Annotated in this window: 14 protein-coding genes; 7 read left to right on the forward strand and 7 right to left on the reverse strand. The window is 69.0% G+C overall.

Translation table 11 applies throughout. From position 1 onward, the window contains the following. Positions 1-13: 13 nt before the first annotated feature. Both ubiB and AC1KAT_RS04305 read right to left on the reverse strand, forming a co-directional pair. Positions 14-1,567: a ubiquinone biosynthesis regulatory protein kinase UbiB gene (gene ubiB / locus AC1KAT_RS04300; RefSeq protein WP_480323130.1), complete on the reverse strand. Its 1,554-nt coding sequence runs from the start codon at positions 1,565-1,567 to the stop codon at positions 14-16. A 14-nt stretch (positions 1,568-1,581) separates the two neighbouring features. Continuing rightward, on the reverse strand, positions 1,582-2,112 hold the full coding sequence (locus AC1KAT_RS04305; protein WP_480323132.1) for a hypothetical protein: 531 nt from the start codon (positions 2,110-2,112) through the stop codon (positions 1,582-1,584). Positions 2,113-2,329: 217 nt separating this feature from the next. Here AC1KAT_RS04305 and AC1KAT_RS04310 point away from each other — a divergent pair, with 217 nt between their 5' ends. The 4 genes from AC1KAT_RS04310 to AC1KAT_RS04325 are packed head-to-tail and all read left to right on the forward strand — an operon-like array spanning position 2,330 to position 7,557. Beyond that, on the forward strand, positions 2,330-3,721 hold the full coding sequence (locus AC1KAT_RS04310) for an undecaprenyl-phosphate glucose phosphotransferase (RefSeq protein ID WP_480323134.1): 1,392 nt from the start codon (positions 2,330-2,332) through the stop codon (positions 3,719-3,721). A 45-nt stretch (positions 3,722-3,766) separates the two neighbouring features. Further along, positions 3,767-5,029 (forward strand): porin family protein, encoded by a 1,263-nt coding sequence (locus tag AC1KAT_RS04315; RefSeq protein ID WP_480323136.1) that lies wholly within the window; start codon positions 3,767-3,769, stop codon positions 5,027-5,029. 21 nt (positions 5,030-5,050) lie between these two features. Next, the gene (gene galE / locus AC1KAT_RS04320; RefSeq protein ID WP_480323138.1) at positions 5,051-6,079 is read left to right on the forward strand and encodes a UDP-glucose 4-epimerase GalE; all 1,029 of its coding nucleotides are present in this window, start codon (positions 5,051-5,053) and stop codon (positions 6,077-6,079) included. A gap of 23 nt (positions 6,080-6,102) precedes the next feature. Then, entirely contained in the window at positions 6,103-7,557 is a 1,455-nt protein-coding gene (locus AC1KAT_RS04325) for a mannose-1-phosphate guanylyltransferase/mannose-6-phosphate isomerase (RefSeq protein ID WP_480323140.1), read from the forward strand. Positions 7,558-7,617: 60 nt separating this feature from the next. Here AC1KAT_RS04325 and epsI read toward each other — a convergent pair whose 3' ends face one another. Both epsI and AC1KAT_RS04335 read right to left on the reverse strand, forming a co-directional pair. Further along, positions 7,618-8,301, reverse strand: a complete 684-nt coding sequence (gene epsI, locus AC1KAT_RS04330; RefSeq protein ID WP_480323142.1) for an exosortase-associated protein EpsI, B-type — start codon at positions 8,299-8,301, stop codon at positions 7,618-7,620. Between the two features lie 10 nt (positions 8,302-8,311). Then, complete coding sequence (locus AC1KAT_RS04335; RefSeq protein ID WP_480323144.1) at positions 8,312-9,652, reverse strand: UDP-glucose dehydrogenase family protein; 1,341 nt, start codon at positions 9,650-9,652, stop codon at positions 8,312-8,314. 348 nt (positions 9,653-10,000) lie between these two features. On the opposite strand from AC1KAT_RS04335, the gene AC1KAT_RS04340 reads away from it, so the two are divergent. From AC1KAT_RS04340 to AC1KAT_RS04350, 3 genes are read left to right on the forward strand one after another with little or no spacing between them, the layout of a single operon-like run. After that, complete coding sequence (locus tag AC1KAT_RS04340) at positions 10,001-11,029, forward strand: VirK/YbjX family protein (RefSeq protein WP_480323146.1); 1,029 nt, start codon at positions 10,001-10,003, stop codon at positions 11,027-11,029. A gap of 58 nt (positions 11,030-11,087) precedes the next feature. After that, on the forward strand, positions 11,088-12,332 hold the full coding sequence (locus tag AC1KAT_RS04345; RefSeq protein WP_480323148.1) for a hypothetical protein: 1,245 nt from the start codon (positions 11,088-11,090) through the stop codon (positions 12,330-12,332). A gap of 22 nt (positions 12,333-12,354) precedes the next feature. After that, on the forward strand, positions 12,355-13,173 hold the full coding sequence (locus AC1KAT_RS04350; RefSeq protein WP_480323150.1) for a class I SAM-dependent methyltransferase: 819 nt from the start codon (positions 12,355-12,357) through the stop codon (positions 13,171-13,173). Between the two features lie 112 nt (positions 13,174-13,285). Here the strand turns inward: AC1KAT_RS04350 and AC1KAT_RS04355 are convergent, their stop codons facing one another. Genes AC1KAT_RS04355 through AC1KAT_RS04365 form a run of 3 tightly spaced genes read right to left on the reverse strand, consistent with a single transcriptional unit; the run spans position 13,286 to position 18,008 of the window. Then, positions 13,286-15,145 (reverse strand): alpha/beta hydrolase, encoded by a 1,860-nt coding sequence (locus AC1KAT_RS04355; RefSeq protein ID WP_480323152.1) that lies wholly within the window; start codon positions 15,143-15,145, stop codon positions 13,286-13,288. An 8-nt stretch (positions 15,146-15,153) separates the two neighbouring features. Then, positions 15,154-17,727, reverse strand: a complete 2,574-nt coding sequence (locus AC1KAT_RS04360) for a glycoside hydrolase family 2 protein (protein WP_480323154.1) — start codon at positions 17,725-17,727, stop codon at positions 15,154-15,156. Between the two features lie 8 nt (positions 17,728-17,735). Next, complete coding sequence (locus tag AC1KAT_RS04365; protein ID WP_480323156.1) at positions 17,736-18,008, reverse strand: acyl carrier protein; 273 nt, start codon at positions 18,006-18,008, stop codon at positions 17,736-17,738. Positions 18,009-18,012: the final 4 nt, after the last annotated feature.

Here is an 18,012-nt window from a genome sequence, read left to right on the forward strand (position 1 = left end):
GAGGCGTGCGGCCTCAGTGAATCCACCGGGGCAGCCACTGGGCCAGCGCGAGGCCGAGCACCAGGCCGAGGCCACCACCGGCCAGCCCCCAGACCACGCGGCGCAGGCGGCGCTGCTCGACCAGCAGAGATTCGATGACGCGCCGCTCCATGCCGTCGCGCGGGCGCACCAGCGCGTCGTGCACAAGGCGCGGCAGTTCGGGCAAGAGCTGCGAGTAACGCGGCGCCTCTTTCTTCAGGCGTTCGAGCAGGCCGCGCCAGCCGATCTGCTCGTTCATCCAGCGCTCGAGAAAGGGCTTGGCCGTGTGCCACAGGTCGAGGTCGGGGTCGAGTTGGCGGCCCAGGCCTTCGACGTTGAGCAGGGTCTTCTGCAGCAGCACCAGTTGCGGCTGGATCTCGACATTGAAGCGCCGCGAAGTCTGGAACAAGCGCAGCAGCACCTGCCCGAGCGAGATGTCTTTCAGCGGCCGGTCGAAGTGCGGTTCGCAGACGGCGCGGATCGCGCTTTCCAGCTCATCGACGCGCGTGCCCGGCGGCACCCAGCCGCTTTCGAGATGCAACTCGGCGACGCGCTTGTAGTCGCGGCGGAAGAACGCGATGAAGTTCTGCGCCAGATACTCTTTGTCGAACTCGGTCAGCGTGCCGACGATGCCGAAGTCGAGCGCGATGTAGCGGCCGAAGGTCTCGGGCGCCACGCTGACCTGGATGTTGCCGGGGTGCATGTCGGCGTGAAAGAAGCCGTCGCGGAACACCTGGGTGAAGAAGATGGTCACGCCGTCGCGCGCGAGCTTGGGGATGTCCACCCCCGCCTCGCGCAGCCGCTGGGTCTGGCTGATGGGCACGCCGTTCATGCGCTCCATCACGATGACGGTGGTGGTGCACAGGTCCCACACCATCTCGGGCACCATGACCAGGTTCAGCCCGCTCATGTTGCGGCGAAGCTGGGCCGCGTTGGCCGCTTCGCGCACGAGGTCGAGCTCGTCGTGCAGGTACTTGTCGAATTCGGCGACCACCTCGCGCGGCTTCAGGCGCTTGCCATCGGGCGACAGGCGCTCGACCCAGCGGGCCAGCGTGCGCAGCAGCGCGAGGTCGTCGTCGATGACCGGCAGCATGCCCGGGCGCAGCACCTTCACGGCGACCTCGCGGCCGTCTTTCAGCTGCGCAAAGTGCACCTGGGCGATGGAGGCACTGGCGATCGGCTCGGCATCGAAGCGCGAGAAGATCGCCTCGATCGGCCGGCCGTAGGCGCGCTCGACCAGCTTGCGCGCCAGCGGCGCCGGGAACGGCGGCACGCGGTCTTGCAGCCGGGCGAGTTCGTCGGCCACGTCGGGCGGCAACAGGTCACGCCGGGTGGACAGCACCTGACCGAACTTGACGAAGATCGGCCCCAGCCGTTCGAGCGCCACGCGCAGGCGTTCGCCGCGGGGGGCATCGAGCCGCCGGCCCCAGGTGATGACGCGCACCAGCAGGCGCACCCAGCGCTGGCGAAAGCCCGACAGCGCCAACTCGTCCAGCCCATAGCGCAGGACGGTGAAGACGATCAGCAGCGAGCGCGCGATGTGCCGCATCGTGCCGGTGCCGATCAGACGGCGCCGTTGCGCGAAGCGAGGCTGCCCAGGCGCTGGGCCACGTCGCGCAGGCCCGAGGCCACGAACGTGCCGAAGCGTGCCATCTCGCGTGCCGGCACAGGGCCGATCAACCGGGCGAGGTCGTCCTCGAAGTCCCAGCGCAGGTTGTCGATGAGCCAGCTCACGTCGGCGGCCAGTTGCGCGTCGCCGGTGATGTCGATGCCAGGCTTGACGCCAGCCAGGCCTTGCAGAAAGGCCATGGCGGGGTTCGAGGCATCGATGGCGATGTGAAGGTCGGCCGCGGGCAGGGCCTCGGTCTCGCCACCGCGCCATTCGAGCAGACCAGCCGGCGTGACGTCGAAGGCCAGCACCGGCAGGGCCGGCAGTAGCGAGGGCCAGTTCGTCATTTCGAGCCGCAGGTGGCGACCGGCATGGGGCCGCAGGCGGGTGGTGGCGGCAGGCTCGGAAGCCAAGACGTGGTTGGCGAGCAGCGCAAGACGTTGCATCACCGCATCACTCGCCAGGGTCTTGAAGGTGTGAAACATCAACGAATTGTAGGCACGACACGAGAGTCCCCCCTTACCCAGGCGATACTTCGACGCTTGCGGTTTCACAGAAACTCGCACCCCGGCCGGCTAGCATGCGGCCTTCTCAGGAGCGGGGTGCCGAGCCTTCCTGCTTGCGGCCGCGGTGCGTGCCCCCGGCATCGGCCGCCCAGGCTTCGGTGTCGCGTTCTCCTGCCTGCCCACCCGGCCCAGACCCATGTTCGACGACCGCAGCAAACGAACGTTCTACAACGCACCCCAGTCGGTCACGTCCTTCGTCGCCGCCCTGCTCGAACCGGCGATCTCGGTGGTCATGTTCCTGATCGCCAATGCGGTGCTCGACGAGCACATCGACCGGCCCGAGCTGATGCTGTGCGTGCTGGTCTTCGCGATCACGCTGCCCGGCCGCAACCGCTTCCGCGACAACCTGCTCTCGGCCGCCACCGACATCGTCGTGTCATGGATGGGGCTGCTGGCGATCCTGGCCTTGTGCGGCTACGCGACGCGCAGCTTCTACCTGTTCGAGATGCGCGCGCTGGTGGGCTGGGCGGTCGTGACGCCGGTCGTGCAGTGGCTCGCGGTGCTGGTCGGCCAGGCCATTCTTCGCCGGCGCCGCGCGCGGCCCGAGTCGCGCCGCACAGCCATCATCGTCGGCGCCGGGCCGGTGGGCATGAAGGTCGCGCGCGTCATCACGGGGCGTGACGACGTCGGCATCGACTTCGTCGGCTGCTTCGACGACCGCAGCGACGAGCGCGTGCTCGAAGCCGCCTCGCTCAAGCGACTGGGCGGCCTGAAAGACGTGGCCAACTACGTGCGCCAGCACGGCATCCACGAGGTCTACATCACCTTGCCGCTGGGTTCGCAGCCGCGCATCGTCGAGCTGCTCGAACAGGTGCAGGGCACCACGGCCTCGCTGTACTTCGTGCCCGACGTGTTCGGCATCAGCATCATCCAGGGCCGCCTGCAAGACATCAACGGCGTGCCGGTGGTGGGCATCTGCGAGACGCCGTTCACCGGCATCAACGAGCTGGCCAAGCGCATGAGCGACATCGTGATCGCCAGCATCATCCTGCTGCTGATCTCGCCGGTGCTGCTGTTCGTGGCGATCGGCGTCAAGCTCTCGTCGCCGGGGCCGGCGATCTTCAAGCAAAAGCGCAATGGGCTGGATGGCAAAGAGGTCACGGTCTACAAATTCCGCTCGATGACCACCATGGACAACGGCGCTGTGGTCAAGCAGGCAACCAAGGGCGATGCGCGCATCACGCCCTTCGGCGCCTTCCTGCGCCGCACCTCGCTCGACGAGCTGCCACAGTTCATCAATGTGCTGCAAGGCCGCATGAGCATCGTTGGCCCCCGCCCGCACGCGGTCGCCCACAACGAGGAATACCGTCAGATCATCAAGGCCTACATGGTGCGCCACAAGGTGCGCCCGGGCATCACCGGCTGGGCGCAGGTCAACGGCCACCGCGGCGAGACCGACACCATCGAGAAGATGCAGGCGCGCGTCGAGTACGACCTCGAATACCTGCGCAACTGGTCGCTCGGGCTCGATCTACAGATCATCGTGAGGACAATTCGGCTGGTGTTCTTCGACCGACATGCCTACTGACATACTGCCGGGCGAATTTGCTGACCCGCCAGGAGGAACCGCCGCATGTCGAACCCACCGATCGCCCCCACGCCCGCTTCGCCCCGCCTGTCCCCCCTGCGCCCGCTGGCTGCCGTGATTGGGCTGCTGGCCAGCGCCGGCGCCCTGGCGCAGAGCAGCCCCTGGAACATCGGCGTCAGCCAGGGCTTCGCCCACCAGACCAACCTGTTCGGAGCGCCCTCGCCCACTGCCGGCGGACCCGACACCCGCGTCCCGGACAAGTACTCGATCACGAGCCTGCTGGGCGGTGTGGACATCAAGCTCAGCCGGCAGCGCCTGTTCGCCAACGGCGTGGTGCGAGCCAACCGCTACGAAGACATCAAGCAGCTCGACAACGACTCGCACGGCTACAACCTCGGCTGGGACTGGGAAACCGTCAACGACCTGACCGGCGGCATCCACATGTCCGGCAATCGCAGCCTGGCGAGCTACACGATCCCGGGCGCGCCCTCGATCGGGCAGGAAAAGAACATCGAGACCAGCAACCAGACCTCGGCCACCGTGCGCTACGGGATCAGTTCGCGGGTGGCCGTGCGCGCGGGCTGGCAGCGCCGCGACGTCGACTTTTCTGCCGCCGGCTTTCGCTCGGGCGAGTACACGCAGAACGAAGTGAGCGCCGGGGTTCAGTACGGTCTGCCCAGCCTGCTGGTGTTGGGCGTGGGCCTGCGCAGCAGCACCACCGACCGGCCCCGCGCCGGCGAAACCAGCCCGGGCAGCGGGGTTTACCTCGCGGACGAAGGCAAACGCAACGACATCGACTTCACGGTCGACTGGTCTCCCTCAGGTCTCAGCACGGTCAACGCTCGCCTGAGCTATGGGCGCGACGAGCACACGCTGACATCGCTGCCTGACACCAAGGGACTGACTGGCGGCGTGAGCTGGACCTACCGGCCGAGCGACAAGACGGGACTCACGCTCTCGCTGTCGCGCGACACCGGCACGGCAGCTTCGTTCTCGCAATACGCAGGCGATGCCTCGCCGCTCGAGACCTACACGACCCGACTCACGAACCTGTTCGGCGCCAATTTCGACTACGCGGCGACGGCCAAGATCCGCCTGACCGCCGGGCTGCGTCACGCCAAGGGCAAGGTGGATTCCGCCCTCGGCAGCGTCGACGAATCGAGCCAAGCAGCCACGCTTGGCGCGAGTTATGCGTATTCGCGCGCCATCTCGTTCAACTGCGGCCTTGCGCACGAAAAACGTGACACCACGGCGCGAGACGTGTCGAACCGCACCGTGAACTGTGCCGGCCAATTGACGATTCGCTGACCTGCCCCTGCCCCGACCTCGATGACTGCACCGACCGTCCTGCTCACCGGCGCCACAGGCTACATCGCCTCGCACACCTGGCTGGCCTTGCAGGCCGCCGGCTTCGAGGTGCTGGGGCTGGACAATTTCTCGAACAGCTCGCCCGAAGTGCTGAACCGCCTGCGCACGCTGAGCGGGCGCGAGCCGCGCTTCGAGCGCGCCGACGTGTGCGACGCCACGGCGCTCGACGCGGTGTTCTCGCGCCACCGCATCGACGCCGTGGTGCACTTCGCCGCCTTCAAGGCCGTCGGCGAGAGCGTGCAGAAGGCGCTGACCTACTACGCCAACAACATCGGCGGCCTGCTCAACCTGTGCCAGGTGATGGACCGCCACGGCTGCAAGGCGATCGTCTTCAGCTCCAGCGCCACGGTGTACGGCAAGCCCGAGCGGCTGCCGATCCGCGAGGACTCGCCGCTGTCCACCACCAACCCCTACGGCGCGACCAAGCTGATGGGCGAGAACATCCTGCGCGACGTCGAGAAGGCCGACCCGTCCTGGCGCGTGGCGCTGCTGCGCTACTTCAACCCGGTGGGTGCTCACGAAAGCGGCCAGATCGGCGAAGACCCGCGCGGCATTCCGAACAACCTGATGCCCTACGTGACGCAGGTCGCGGTGGGCAAGCGCGAACGGCTGCAGGTCTTCGGCAACGACTACGACACGCCTGACGGCACCGGCGTGCGCGACTACATCCACGTGCTTGACCTGGCCGAGGGCCACGCGGCGGCCCTGCGGCACCTGCTCGACCGTCAGCGCTCGATCACCTGCAACCTCGGCACCGGCCGGGGCTACAGCGTGCTCGAACTGGTGCGCGCGTTCGAGAAAGCCAGCGACCGGCCCATCCCCTACGACATCGTCGCGCGCCGGCCGGGCGACATCGACGCCTGTTACGCCGACCCCGCCTTCGCGCGCGAACAACTCGGCTGGCAAGCCCGCCGCGACCTCGACGCGATGTGCGTGGACAGCTGGCGCTGGCAGCGCATGAACCCGGCGGGGTTTTCCGCCGGCGCCTGAACCTCTTCGATTCAGACTTTCACATGAGCACCTTGCAAGTTCAGCCGGTCGTCATGGCCGGCGGCAGCGGCACACGGCTGTGGCCGCTGTCGCGGGCGCAGTACCCGAAGCAGTTCCTGGTACTCCAAGGCACGAGCACCCTCTTCCAGCAAGCCTTGAATCGGGCCTGCTCGATCCGCGAGGCAGGCATCGAGCTGGCCGCGCCTTGCATCGTCGGCAACGAAGAACACCGCTTCCTCGTGCTCGACCAGTTGCGTGAGCTGAAGCTGCCGCCCGCGACACTGCTGCTCGAACCCACCGGTCGCAACACCGCACCGGCGATGACGCTCGCGGCACTGCACGCGCTGCAAGGCGACCAGGACCCGGTGCTGGTCGTCACGCCGGCCGACCAGACCGTCACCGACGAAGCCGCGTTCACGACCGCGCTGGCCCAGGCCGTGCGCACGGCGGCCAGCGGCAGCCTTGTCATCCTCGGCATCCAGCCGGCGACGCCTGAAACGGGCTACGGCTACATCCGTGCGAACTCCGACGATGGCCAGTCGCTCGCGGTGCTCGAATTCGTCGAGAAGCCCGACCTCGCCACCGCCCAGCGTTACCTCGCCGATGGCAGCTACTTCTGGAACAGCGGCATGTTCGTCGTGCGCGCCTCGGTGTGGCTGAAGGCCTTGCAGCAGTTCCGCCCCGACATCGCCGAGGCCACGCGCAAGGCCTGGGCTGCCAAGAGCATCGACGCCAGCTTCGTGCGGCCGGGCAAGGCCGAGTTCGAGGCCATCCCCAGCGAGTCGGTCGATTACGCGGTGATGGAGAAGTGCCCCGGCTCCAAGGCCGGCTTCGACATCTGCATGGTGCCGCTGAACGCCGGCTGGTCCGACCTCGGGGCCTGGGACGCGGTCTGGCAGGTCAGCGAGAAGGACGCCGCCGGCAACGCCGCCGTCGGTGACGCCCTGGTGCGCGACAGCCGCGACACGCTGGTGCACGCCACCAGCCGACTGGTGGGCGTGGTCGGGCTCGACAACGTGGTCGTGGTCGAGACACCCGACGCCGTGCTGGTCGCCGACCGCAGCCGCAGCCAGGAGGTCAAGCAGATCGTCGGCACGCTGCAGTCGCAGGGCCGCAGCGAACACACGTTGCACCGCCTGGTGCACCGCCCCTGGGGCTGGTACGACAGCATCGATGCGGGCCCGCGTTTTCAGGTCAAGCGCATCATGGTCAAGCCGGGCGCATCGCTCAGCTTGCAGATGCACCACCACCGCGCCGAGCACTGGATCGTCGTCACCGGCACCGCCGAAGTGACGGTGGGCGAGAAGGTGATTTTGCTGACCGAGAACCAGAGCACCTACATCCCGCTCGGTGAGGTGCACCGCCTGGCCAACCCGGGCAAGGTGCCGCTGGAGATCATCGAGGTGCAGTCGGGCAGCTACCTGGGCGAAGACGACATCGTGCGCTACCAGGACACCTACGGCCGCACGGCCGGCTGATCGGCGATTGGCACTCGGGCGCATTGCACGCCCGAGGTCTCAGCGCGACCGGTCAGCCGGTCAACTGCCCAGCCCGCTCAGCCGCAAGCGCGACTCGGCCGGCACCGTGCGCAGCAGGTCCTTCACGAAGGCGTCGTGCATCTGGTAGGCCCGCTGCGTGTCGCCGTCGATCGACGAGACGCGGAACAGCAGCCCATCGGGCACCTGGCCCGTGAGCCCCAGGCGGATCTGCACCAGCCGCTGGTCGAGCTTGTTGCGAATCACCCGGTCGCCCACGGTGAACCAGTAGGTGATCGGTTCTTGCCGCGCGCCCAGGCTGGTGCTCAGGCGGCGCGTGGGCAGTTCGCCATGCGGCGTCTTCATGGCCTGTTCGATGCTGCTGTGCAGCTTGAAGCCCTGGGCCGGGTAGCAGACTTCGGGCTTGTGCGCCGTGAGGCCGCCGCGCTGGTCGCCGCCGTACACCACCGACACCATCACCTGGTAGCCCTGCGTGTTGACGTAGTTGCGCGTGAGGATCTGGCTGTACAGCTTGTCCAGCAGTTGCTGCGTCTGCGGGTTCACGACCTCGACGCGCTGTTGGGGCAGTTCGCGCCATTCGCCGAACTGCTTGGGCACGACCTCTTCGAGCTTGTAGCGCGGGCCGCTCGATTGCGAGGCGGCCGACGGCCGCAACGTCACGCCGGCGATGGCCACCGCGACCATCACCGCGGCGAGAGCAGCCGGCTTGCGCAACGACGACACCATGGCACCCACCTCAGGCTGCAAGTGCGACGCGCGGTCGGCCGATGCAGTAGTACTCGAAGCCGAATTCCTGCATCAGCGCCGGGTCGTACAGGTTGCGGCCGTCAAACACCAGCGGCGAGCGCAGCGCCGCCTTGATGTTGTCGAAATCGGGCGTACGGAATTCCTTCCACTCGGTGACGATGGCCAGCGCGTCGGCGCCCTTCAGCGCGGCCTCGGCCGAGTCGGCGAAGCTCAGGCCCGGGATGTCGCCCATCACCCGCTCGGCCTCGTCGCGCGCCACCGGGTCGTAGGCCTGGATGCGGGCACCGCGCTTGACGAGTTCGGCCACGAGCACGCGGCTCGGGGCCTCACGCATGTCGTCGGTGTTGGGCTTGAAGGCCAGGCCCCACAGCGCGAAGGTCTTGCCGTCGAGCTGCTCGCCCAGACGCTGCACGATCTTGTTCACCAGCACCAGCTTCTGCTGGTCATTCACGGCCTCCACGGCCGACAGCAGTTGCAGCGGCACGCCGGCGTCGTCGGCGGTACGTACCAGCGCCTTCACGTCCTTGGGGAAGCACGAGCCGCCGTAACCGCAGCCGGCATAGAGGAATTGCGAACCCACGCGCGGGTCGGAGCCGATGCCCTGCCGCACGAGTTCGATGTCTGCGCCGAGCTTGTCGGCCACGCGCGACAGCTCGTTCATGAAGCTGATGCGCGTGGCGAGCATCGCGTTGGCCGCGTACTTGGTGAACTCGGCGCTCTTGATGTCCATGACGAACAAGCGGTCGCGGTTGCGGATGAAAGGCGCGTACAGCGAGCGCATCAACAAGATGGCGCGCTCGTCGTCGGCGCCGACAACCACGCGGTCGGGCCGCATGAAGTCGGCCACGGCCGCGCCTTCTTTCAGGAACTCGGGGTTCGAGACCACGGCGAACTGCATGTCCACGCCGCGCTTGTTCAACTCGTCTTGCAGCGCGGCGCGCACCTTGTCGCCGGTGCCCACGGGCACGGTGCTCTTGTCGATGACGACCTTGTAGTCGGTCATCAGGCGGCCGATGTTGCGGGCCGCGGCGAGCACGTATTGCAGGTCGGCCGAGCCGTCTTCGTCAGGCGGGGTGCCGACGGCGATGAATTGCAGCGTGCCGTGCGCCACGGCGCGTTCGACATCGGTCGTGAATTGCAGGCGGCCGCCAGCGACGTTGCGCTGCACGATTTCCAGCAGGCCCGGTTCATGGATCGGGATGCCGCCATCGTTGAGGATGCGGATCTTCTCGGGGTTCACGTCGAGACAGACCACGTGGTTGCCCATCTCGGCCAGGCACGCACCGGTGACCAGCCCCACGTAACCCGTACCCACAATCGTGACTTTCATTCGTTCTTCCTTTGAGCGCTGGTGAGCGGCTTGCGCCGCCCGGATTGCACCATGCTATAGCAGGCTCTGTTCCACCGTTTCCGGGGGGGATTGGCCTCGCGGTGACGGTTTTGTCACGTGCGTTGGTCAGTGTTGACTCTCTGCGGCGGTACCATCCGCGCAGCTCGGCAAGGTGCCTTCGCGGGTGCCGCGCCGAACGGAGCGGCTGCCCATGCTTTGGGCCTTTGGATGCCGGTCGAGCATGACCCAGACCACCCTGTGATCCACAGGCAACCTTGCGGCTGCGCGCCGTGGGGCGGTACCGCAACGTCAACGAAATTGGGGCCGAGCGGCCCGCGAGAACAACACATGAAGAAGATGTCGTACGGCACCGTCCTGGCGCGTGCCTGGCAAGCCTGTGGAGCCGTCCACGCCGGCAGTTCGCCGCGCAAGCTCGCGCGCCGCTCGGCGCTGATGCTGCGCTGTGCCGGCCGGCTCGACGCGCTCGCGCAATGGCATGGGCTTGGCCACGAGCCGGTGTTCAGCGACATGCTCGCGCGCCACCCGCTGGTGCCCGCGCAACCCGACCGGCCCTTCATCACCACGCTGTGGTCCGCACCGCAACGCATGCAGGTGCTGCAGACGCACTACAAGCTCGCCGCGCCGCATTCGCGCTTGCTGGGCTTCCCGCGCGATGGCGCACAACCCTTGTGCACGCTCGACGACATCCAGCCCGGCCTGCGCTTCGTGCTCGAAAAGCCGCTGTGGTTCGTCAACGAAGGCGAGATCGCCGTGAGCCTCTTCAGCGGCGACACCCGGCTCTACTCGCTGCTCTTCACGCTGGGTGAACAAGACGGCCGCGTGGTCGCCTACGTGGGCGCGCTGCAGGGGGTCAACAGCGACGGCGCCAAAGACGTCTACCGCGACCTCACGCATGCCGCACACGGCACCCGCCCACGCGACCTGCTCTTCAGCGCCTTCCGCATGCTGGCCGGTGCGCTGGGCGTGCAGCAGTTGCTGGCCGTGTCGGACGAACGCAATGCGCGGCGCAGCCCCTATTTCGCCGGCGGCGAGCACCTGCACTTCAGCCTCGACGACGCCTGGGTCGAATACGGCGGCGAGTTGAACGCCCAGGGCTTCTACGCGATCGACCCGGCCATCGTGCTGCGCCAGGCGTCGGACATCGCCAGCAAGAAGCGCGCGCAATACCGCCGCCGCTACGACATGCTGGCCGGCATGGAAGCGCAAATCCGCCAGGCCGCGTTGGGTGCGAATGCTGCGCCTGGGCCGGTCGCGGTGCAGGCCAGCGCCTTTGCACCGGCGGCCAGCCCGGCTGCCGCGCCGACACCGGGCCCGGCCGCCCCCGCGGCGGCTTCTTCGACCACGGCCGATGCCTGAGCCGCTCGCACGCCCCGGGCCGCCCGACGCCACACCCAGCGGCCCCACCCCAGCACCGATGAACACCGACACCGCCGACGATCGACGCGCCCGGGCTCCCCGCAAACCCCGTGCTGAGGCCCCGCCCGCTGCCGTGCCTGCGGCCGAGGCCAGCGCGGCGACCACCCCTGCCCCGCCGCGTCAGGTGCCGCCGCCCGACGCCAAGCGCGAACTCAAGCTCTTCTTGCGCGAGCGCCTCGCCTGGGTGAAGGCGCAACGCCGCCGCTGGGCCGTCTGGCAGTGGGAATCGGCCCGCCTGCCGCGCCCCGCCGACCGCCCCTTCGACGTGCTGCACCTGGGCCGCAAGGACCAGCGCCATTGGCCCGTGAGCCTGCTCGCGCTGGGCGACGCCGACGATGCCGGGCCGACTTCCGGCGAGCGCGGCTGCATCAGCGAAGTGCCGCTGCCCGGCGCGTTCTGCGTGCCGCGCCTGGTGAGCACCGTGGTGCCGCTCGACCGCTCGCTCGACGAGTTCATGGCCGCGATGGACAGCGAACTGCGCCGGCGCATCCGCAAGCAACTGCCGCTGTGCAAGGTGGTGCAGGCGCAGACCGAGGCCGAGATCGACTTCGCCGAGCAGCACATGCTTCGTCCCTATGCCACCGCCCGGCGCGGCGACGGCGCCGTGCAGCTGACCCGCGACGAGGTGCACCGCATCGCGCGCCTGGGCCGGCTCGACGTGGTCTACCTCAACGACGAACCGGTCTCGTGCAACCTTGGCAGCCCAGTCGTGCGCCAGGGCAAAACCTACTGGTCGGCGCTGCGCTACGGCTTCACCGAGCCGGTGTTCAGCGACCGCAAGCGCTGGGGCGAGATCAACGCGCTCAACAACTTCATGCTCTTGCAGTGGTCGCTGTCGCAGGGCTACGACTTCTACGACATCGGCTACTCGGTCGCGCGGCCCGACGACGGCCTGCTGCAGTGGAAGAAGCGCCAGGGCGGCGCACTCGGCCGCCTGCACAACCACGAGTACGACTACCTGCGCATCCCTCGCCAGCACCTGGTGGGCACGCTGTGGCATTCGCCGATCTTCGCCATCAAGCAGGGGCGGCTGGCGCTGCACCTGGGCGTGCCGGCCGACCAGCCCGACGACGAGGTGCTCAAGCGCTACCGCCACATGGGCTTCGACGGCCTGGGCGTGGTGCACGTGCACTGCGCCGCCGCGCCGAGCGAGGCGTTGGTGGCTGGCCTGAACAAGCTCTACCAGCACCTCAAGACGCCGCCGCCGCTCGACCTGCGGGTCACGGCCCCACAAGCTCGTTGACACAACCCGCCGACACCACCGCATGAGCAACAGCAGCACCGAGCAGATCCACGGCGCCGTCTGGGCCGACGAAAAAACCGTCGCCTGGTACCGCGAGCGCAAGGCCTTTCTCGACGCGGGCGAAGAACGCGGCTTCGCGCTGATCGCCGACGAGGCACGCGGCCAGCCCATCCTCGACATCGGCGTGGGTGGCGGGCGCACGGTGCCGCTGCTGACGGGCCTGAGCAGCGACTACATCGGCATCGACTACTCGGACCAGATGGTGCGCATCGCGCAGGCGCAGTTCCCGGGCATCGACCTGCGCCAGGGCGATGCCCGCGACCTGTCGGCCTACCCGGACAACCACTTCCAGGTGGTCATGTTCAGCCACAACGGCATCGACTGCGTGGCCCACGAAGACCGCGCGGCCGTGCTGCGCGAAGCCAAGCGCGTGCTGCGTCCGGGCGGCTGCTTCTTCTATTCGACGCTCAACAAGGACGGCCTGGGCCCACGCTTCAAGCCCTGGCAGGTGGACTTCTCACCGCGCGACCTGCTCTCGCCGCGCAAGACACTGCGCGCGCTCAAGAACGTGCTGCTCATTCCGCGCCGCCTGCGCAACTACCTGCAAGGCCGGCCGCTGTGGAAGCAGGGCGACGGCTGGTGCACCGGACCCATCTCGGCGCACGACTTCAAGCTGGTGATGCACTACACGACGCTGCAGCGCGCGCTCGACGAGTTGCGCGACGCCGGCTTCGTCGCGCCGCCGGTCGCGCTCGACAGCGGGCTCGGCCAGCCCATCCGCCCCGACCAGGATTTGAGCGGCGTGTTCTGGTTTCAGTTGCTCGCGCGCAAGCCGGCCTGACACCGCGCCGCAGCCCGCGCGAATTGCCTCTGGCACGGCTGCCACAACGGGTCGATGTGGCGTTCGTGCGGCGGGCGAGCACACCGCCCCTCGGGACCCCAGGCCCGGCCTCTCAGCGCGGGGGCTTCGATTGCAGCACCAGTGCGTCCAACCGTTCGGCCAGGGCCTCGCGCGGGCCGCGCTGCGTGAAGGTGTGGTCGGCGCCGTCGATGAAGTCGAGGCTGAGCCCGCCTTCGCGCTGCAACTGCCCCAGCGCCCGCCCGGCCTTGCGCCGCAGCAGTTCGTGTCCGGGAGCGCGGCGCGCAAAGATGAAGTGCATCGTGGTGCCGCGTGCGATGGCGCTGCGCAGCTCGCGGGCCACGTCATGCCGCAGCGGCAGGCGCAAGGCACGCGCCCATTCGAGCAGGCGCGGCGACACGAGCTTCCACGCACGTCGCACAGCCACCCAGGCGATCACGCGCAGGTCGAGTTCACCGCGCAGCAGGCGCTGCCATGGCTCCAGGGTGAAGAGCTGGTGGCGGTAACGCGCGCCCAGTTCGAACAGTTCGTATTCCTTCACGTCGCCGGGTGTCGTGCCGGCCTTCCAGAAGTAGGTCAGCGGGTTGATCATCACGGCCGAGCTGATGCCCGGGCCACCGGCCACGGCCGCCTTGAGCGCGTGGTACGCCCCGGAGCACAGGCCGACCAGCTGCGTGCGCGCAACGCCCAGTTCGTCGCGCAAGCAGGTCAGCGCCGCGCGGATGTCCTGCGGCGCCCGCGCCGAGTACACGATGTTCTCGGCGGCACCCAAGGCGCTCGGGCTGTCGCCAATGCCGGAAAGGTCGAGCCGCATCACGACCCGCCCCTGCGCCGCCCAGCGGCGGGCCAGGCGCACCCACAGGCGGTTCGGCCCCATCGCGTGCACGGCCCCTGCGTTGAGCATCAGCACCGCCGGCCGGCCCTGCGTCGAGGCGCCGCCCTCGGCCGCCAGCGGCGCTGCGATGCGCGCGACGAGCACCCCGGCGTCGGTGTTGATGTGAACGACACGCTCGACGATGTCCACCACGCCCGCGCGGCCGCGCACGCGCAGGTGCACCTCGCTCACCGGGCGCGGCAGCGGGGCAGGCTGACTCGCGGCAGGCGCCGATGGGGCACCGGCCAGCAGCCAGGCCACGGTGCCCGAGACGATGGCGCTGGGCACTTCGGCGCGCTGGGGATCGTCCATCATGCGGCCGTAGCCGGGCCAGTGTTCGACGCTCACATCGACGCGCTGGGCATGCAGTGCGGGCAGCCAATCGTCGACCGAAGGCATGTCGTCGCGCGGCACGATCAACACGCGCGGCGCCGGTGCCCGCGGCAGGGTGCGCAGGTCGAGCGCCTGCAAGGCGGCCTGCAAAGGCGGCTCCATCGGAAAGCCGACCGCTTCGAGCACGCCGTCGTCTGCGGCGCTGCCTTCGGCGACGCCTGCTGCCGCTGTCCGGTCGAGCATGCGCAGCTCGCGCACGTATGACCGCCCGCGCACCACCGGGGCGATCGCCACCAGGCCGGCGACGTCGTCGCGCGCTGCCGCGGCCGTGGCGGCAATGGCGGCACCCAAACGCACGCCGAAGAAAGCCACGCGCCGCACGCCGGTGCTGTGCCGCAGGTGGTCGGCCGCGGCCTGCGCGGCAGCCACCCAGGCCGGCCACAGCTCGGCTTCGGCGTCGCCTGCCGGGTCGGCGGCGTTGCCGGTGCCGGGCAGGTCGAAGCGCAGGGCCGCCAGGCCAGCCGTCGCAGCGGCTTGCGCCAGGTGCCGCAGGCTGCGGTGCGCGCAAACCTCTTCGAAACCATAGGGGTTGCAGAGGACCAGCCCGAGGTCAGCCGGCGCGCCCTCGGCGCGGTGCAGCCAGCCCGCGAGCGGTGCTTCGGCGGGCCCGAAGTACAAGGGCTCGGCTTGCGCTGACGCCCGGCCCGCGGCGCGGCGCAAGAACGAGGCGTGAGGCGAGGCGCCCATGGTGGTGCTCAGCTTTCGCTCCGCACGCTGACGCGCGTGCTGGCGTTGAGCGCCCACACCTGAGCACGCACCGCGCCCACGCCCGCCTGCCGCGGGGACAGGGCCACGAGGCGCTCGCCTTGCGGAGGCAGGTGAAAGTCGTTGTCGTCGGGCGCGTGGGTGTCGCTGGCGATGTGCACCGTGTGCGCGAAGCCCCGCGAGCGCAAGCGCAATTGAGGCAAGGCGTGGGCCGGCGACACCAGCTCGGCGCTCAGGCCCGGGTCGCGCGCAAAAGACGCCGACGACGGCCCGCAACCACCCGGCGTGTAGAACGCCTCGTCGCCCAGGCCGCGCCGGCCGGCCCCGAGCAGCCGTGCATGCACGAGCGACACCCCTTGCGGGCCGAAGCGATAAGCCCAGGTGAGGTCGGTGAAGCCGTCCATGCGTGAGGCGAGTGTGCGCGTTTCGGCGCCGTGCGGGGGCATGTCCACCGGTTCGGTCCAGCGCGCGATCGCGAGATCGGTCATGCCGTAGACCGTGACTTCGAGTTCGGCCTGCAAGGGGCGCGGCCCTTCGTTGACGAGGTGCAGCGCCAAGCCGTTCAGGCCTTCATCGGTAAAGCCGAGCCACTGCGGTTGCAGCACGCGGCGCAGGGCGTGGAAGCAGGCCTTCGCCCCACCTTGGTCGTCGAGCAGGCCCCAGCCGGCACCGGCCCACAGGTCGCGCAGCAGCCACACCAGCGCACCGCCGCAGCCCGAGCCCGGCCGGCGCCATTCGGTGAAGGCCTGGGCCATGACCTCGCCGGTGACGGCCCGGCTGAGGTCGAGGTAGCGCGCATGGTCGGCATAGCGCAGGCGCATCGGCTCGACGCCATAGAGCGTGGCGAGGTAGTGGTCTCGCACGTCTTCGAAGTCCCAACCCGCGCCGAGGTCACGCGGCGCACGCGCCTTCCACGTGGGGTGGTGCACGCGCAGCGCTTGCCCGCCGGGCATGCGGTCGATCGTGGCGTCGTCGGGCACGTTGGCGAACGCCAGGCATTCGGTGGCGAACTTCAGGCTCGCGCGGCGCGCATCGGTGACCGGTCCGAGGTAGGCCCCGACGCCGTAGAACGAGGTCGTGCCCACCGACGGCTGGTGCGGAAAGGCCCCGCCGTGCGCGCTCGACGGCCAGTACGGCACGTCGGGCAGGCGCTCGGCCACCCAGTCGCGCAGGGTCTCGTGAAAGAAGCGCGGTTGCCAGCGCTCGCGCGGCGCGCCCCACATGGCGGCCTGCTGCTCGCCTTCGCTGTTGCCGCACAGCACGGCGAGACTCGGGCGACCTTGCCAGTGCGCGGTGTGCTGTTCGACTTCCGCGCGTGCCGCCGCCATGAAGCCGGCGTCGTCGGTCGGGTAGTCGAGGTTGGCGAACATGAAGTCCTGCCAGACCATCACGCCGAGCGCGTCGCAAGCCTCGAAGAAGGCCGCGTCTTCGTAGACCAGCGTGCCGCTGAGGCGCAGCATGTTCATGCCGGCCTCTCGGACCTGGGCCACGGCTTGCCAGACGGCATCGCGACCCGCGCTGAGCGAGACGATGTCCAGCGGTGTCCAGCACGCGCCCCGGCAAAACACCGACTCGCCGTTGACGCGCAGGTTGAATCGGCCCTCGGCGGTGTCGAGCTCGACCTGACGAAAGCCCACCGTGCCGAGCTCGAAGGCAATGGGTTCGTCCACCCCCAGCAGCCAGGCGCGAAGGCGCACGGTGTAGAGCGCCGGCTCACCATGCGTGTGCGGCCACCACAGAGCCGGTTCAGCCACCGGCAGCGTGCCGGCAAAGCGCTGCGCGTCGTCGCCTTCAGCCTGCAGGCCGGTGGCGAACCGGGCGCCCGCATGCTCGACCTCGATCTCGACGCGAGAGAGACCGCCCGGCTCGCCGCCGGCGAAGCGCAGGTCCACCGCCAGTTGGCCGATGCCATACGCGTCGAGGGTGGGTCGCAAGTCGAGCTGTGTCAGGTGCAGCGCGGCGCGGCGCTCCAGCCACACGCCCTTCCACGGACCCACCAGCGCAACGGGCGGTGACCAGCCCGGCAGGCGTCCGATCAAGGTGGTGCGGTGCCAGCGCAGCTGCTGGTTCTCAACCATCGGCGCGCGCCAGTGCGGGCGCGGGCGGCGCTGCGTGAGGTCGGCGTCGAGTGCGCGAAAGCAGATCGCCAGCTGGTTGCTGCCGACGCGCAGGCGTTCGGTCACAGGCAGGGCATGGCCGACGAACATGTGGGCGCTTTGCAGCAGCGGTTCACCGTTGAGCCACAGCTCGGCCCGCGTGGCCAGCCCATCGAAGGCGAGCCAGAGGTCGTCGCCTTGCAGGGCATCGGCATCGACATGGAAGGCACCGAGGTACCACCAGTCGTCGGCATCGAATCGGCGCGGCGGCGCGTCGACACTCCAGGTACCGGCAGCCCGCAGTGCCGACGCCACCGTGCCCGGTACGGGGACATCGCTCAGCCAGGCGGCGTCGGACGGCAGTTCAGCGGGCGACTCGGCCCGGCCCGGCGGCAGTGCGCAGAGGCGCCAGCCCTGGCTCAGCAGCGTTCGGTGGATCGTGGCGACGGGGTTTCGCCAACCGGTCATGGGGGCGGTCAGGCCGGCGCGAGTTCACGCAGCGCGTCGCGGATCGAAGCGATGCTGGTGAACACGCTGCGCTTGAGCATGTGGTCGGGAAATTCGACGTCGAATGCGCCTTCGAGCGCAAGCATGACGTTGACACTGGCATGCGAGGTCATGCCGGCTTGATATAGATCAGCATTCAGGTCGAGTTGCGATGCATCGCTCTTGAGTCGGCCATGCGCGTTGAGGATGCCGCGGATGCGGTCTTCGGGGCTGGACGTGGCCTGGTTGTGGTTGTCGCTCATGGCT

The organism is Piscinibacter sp. PDB5-1 (genome assembly GCF_056676035.1).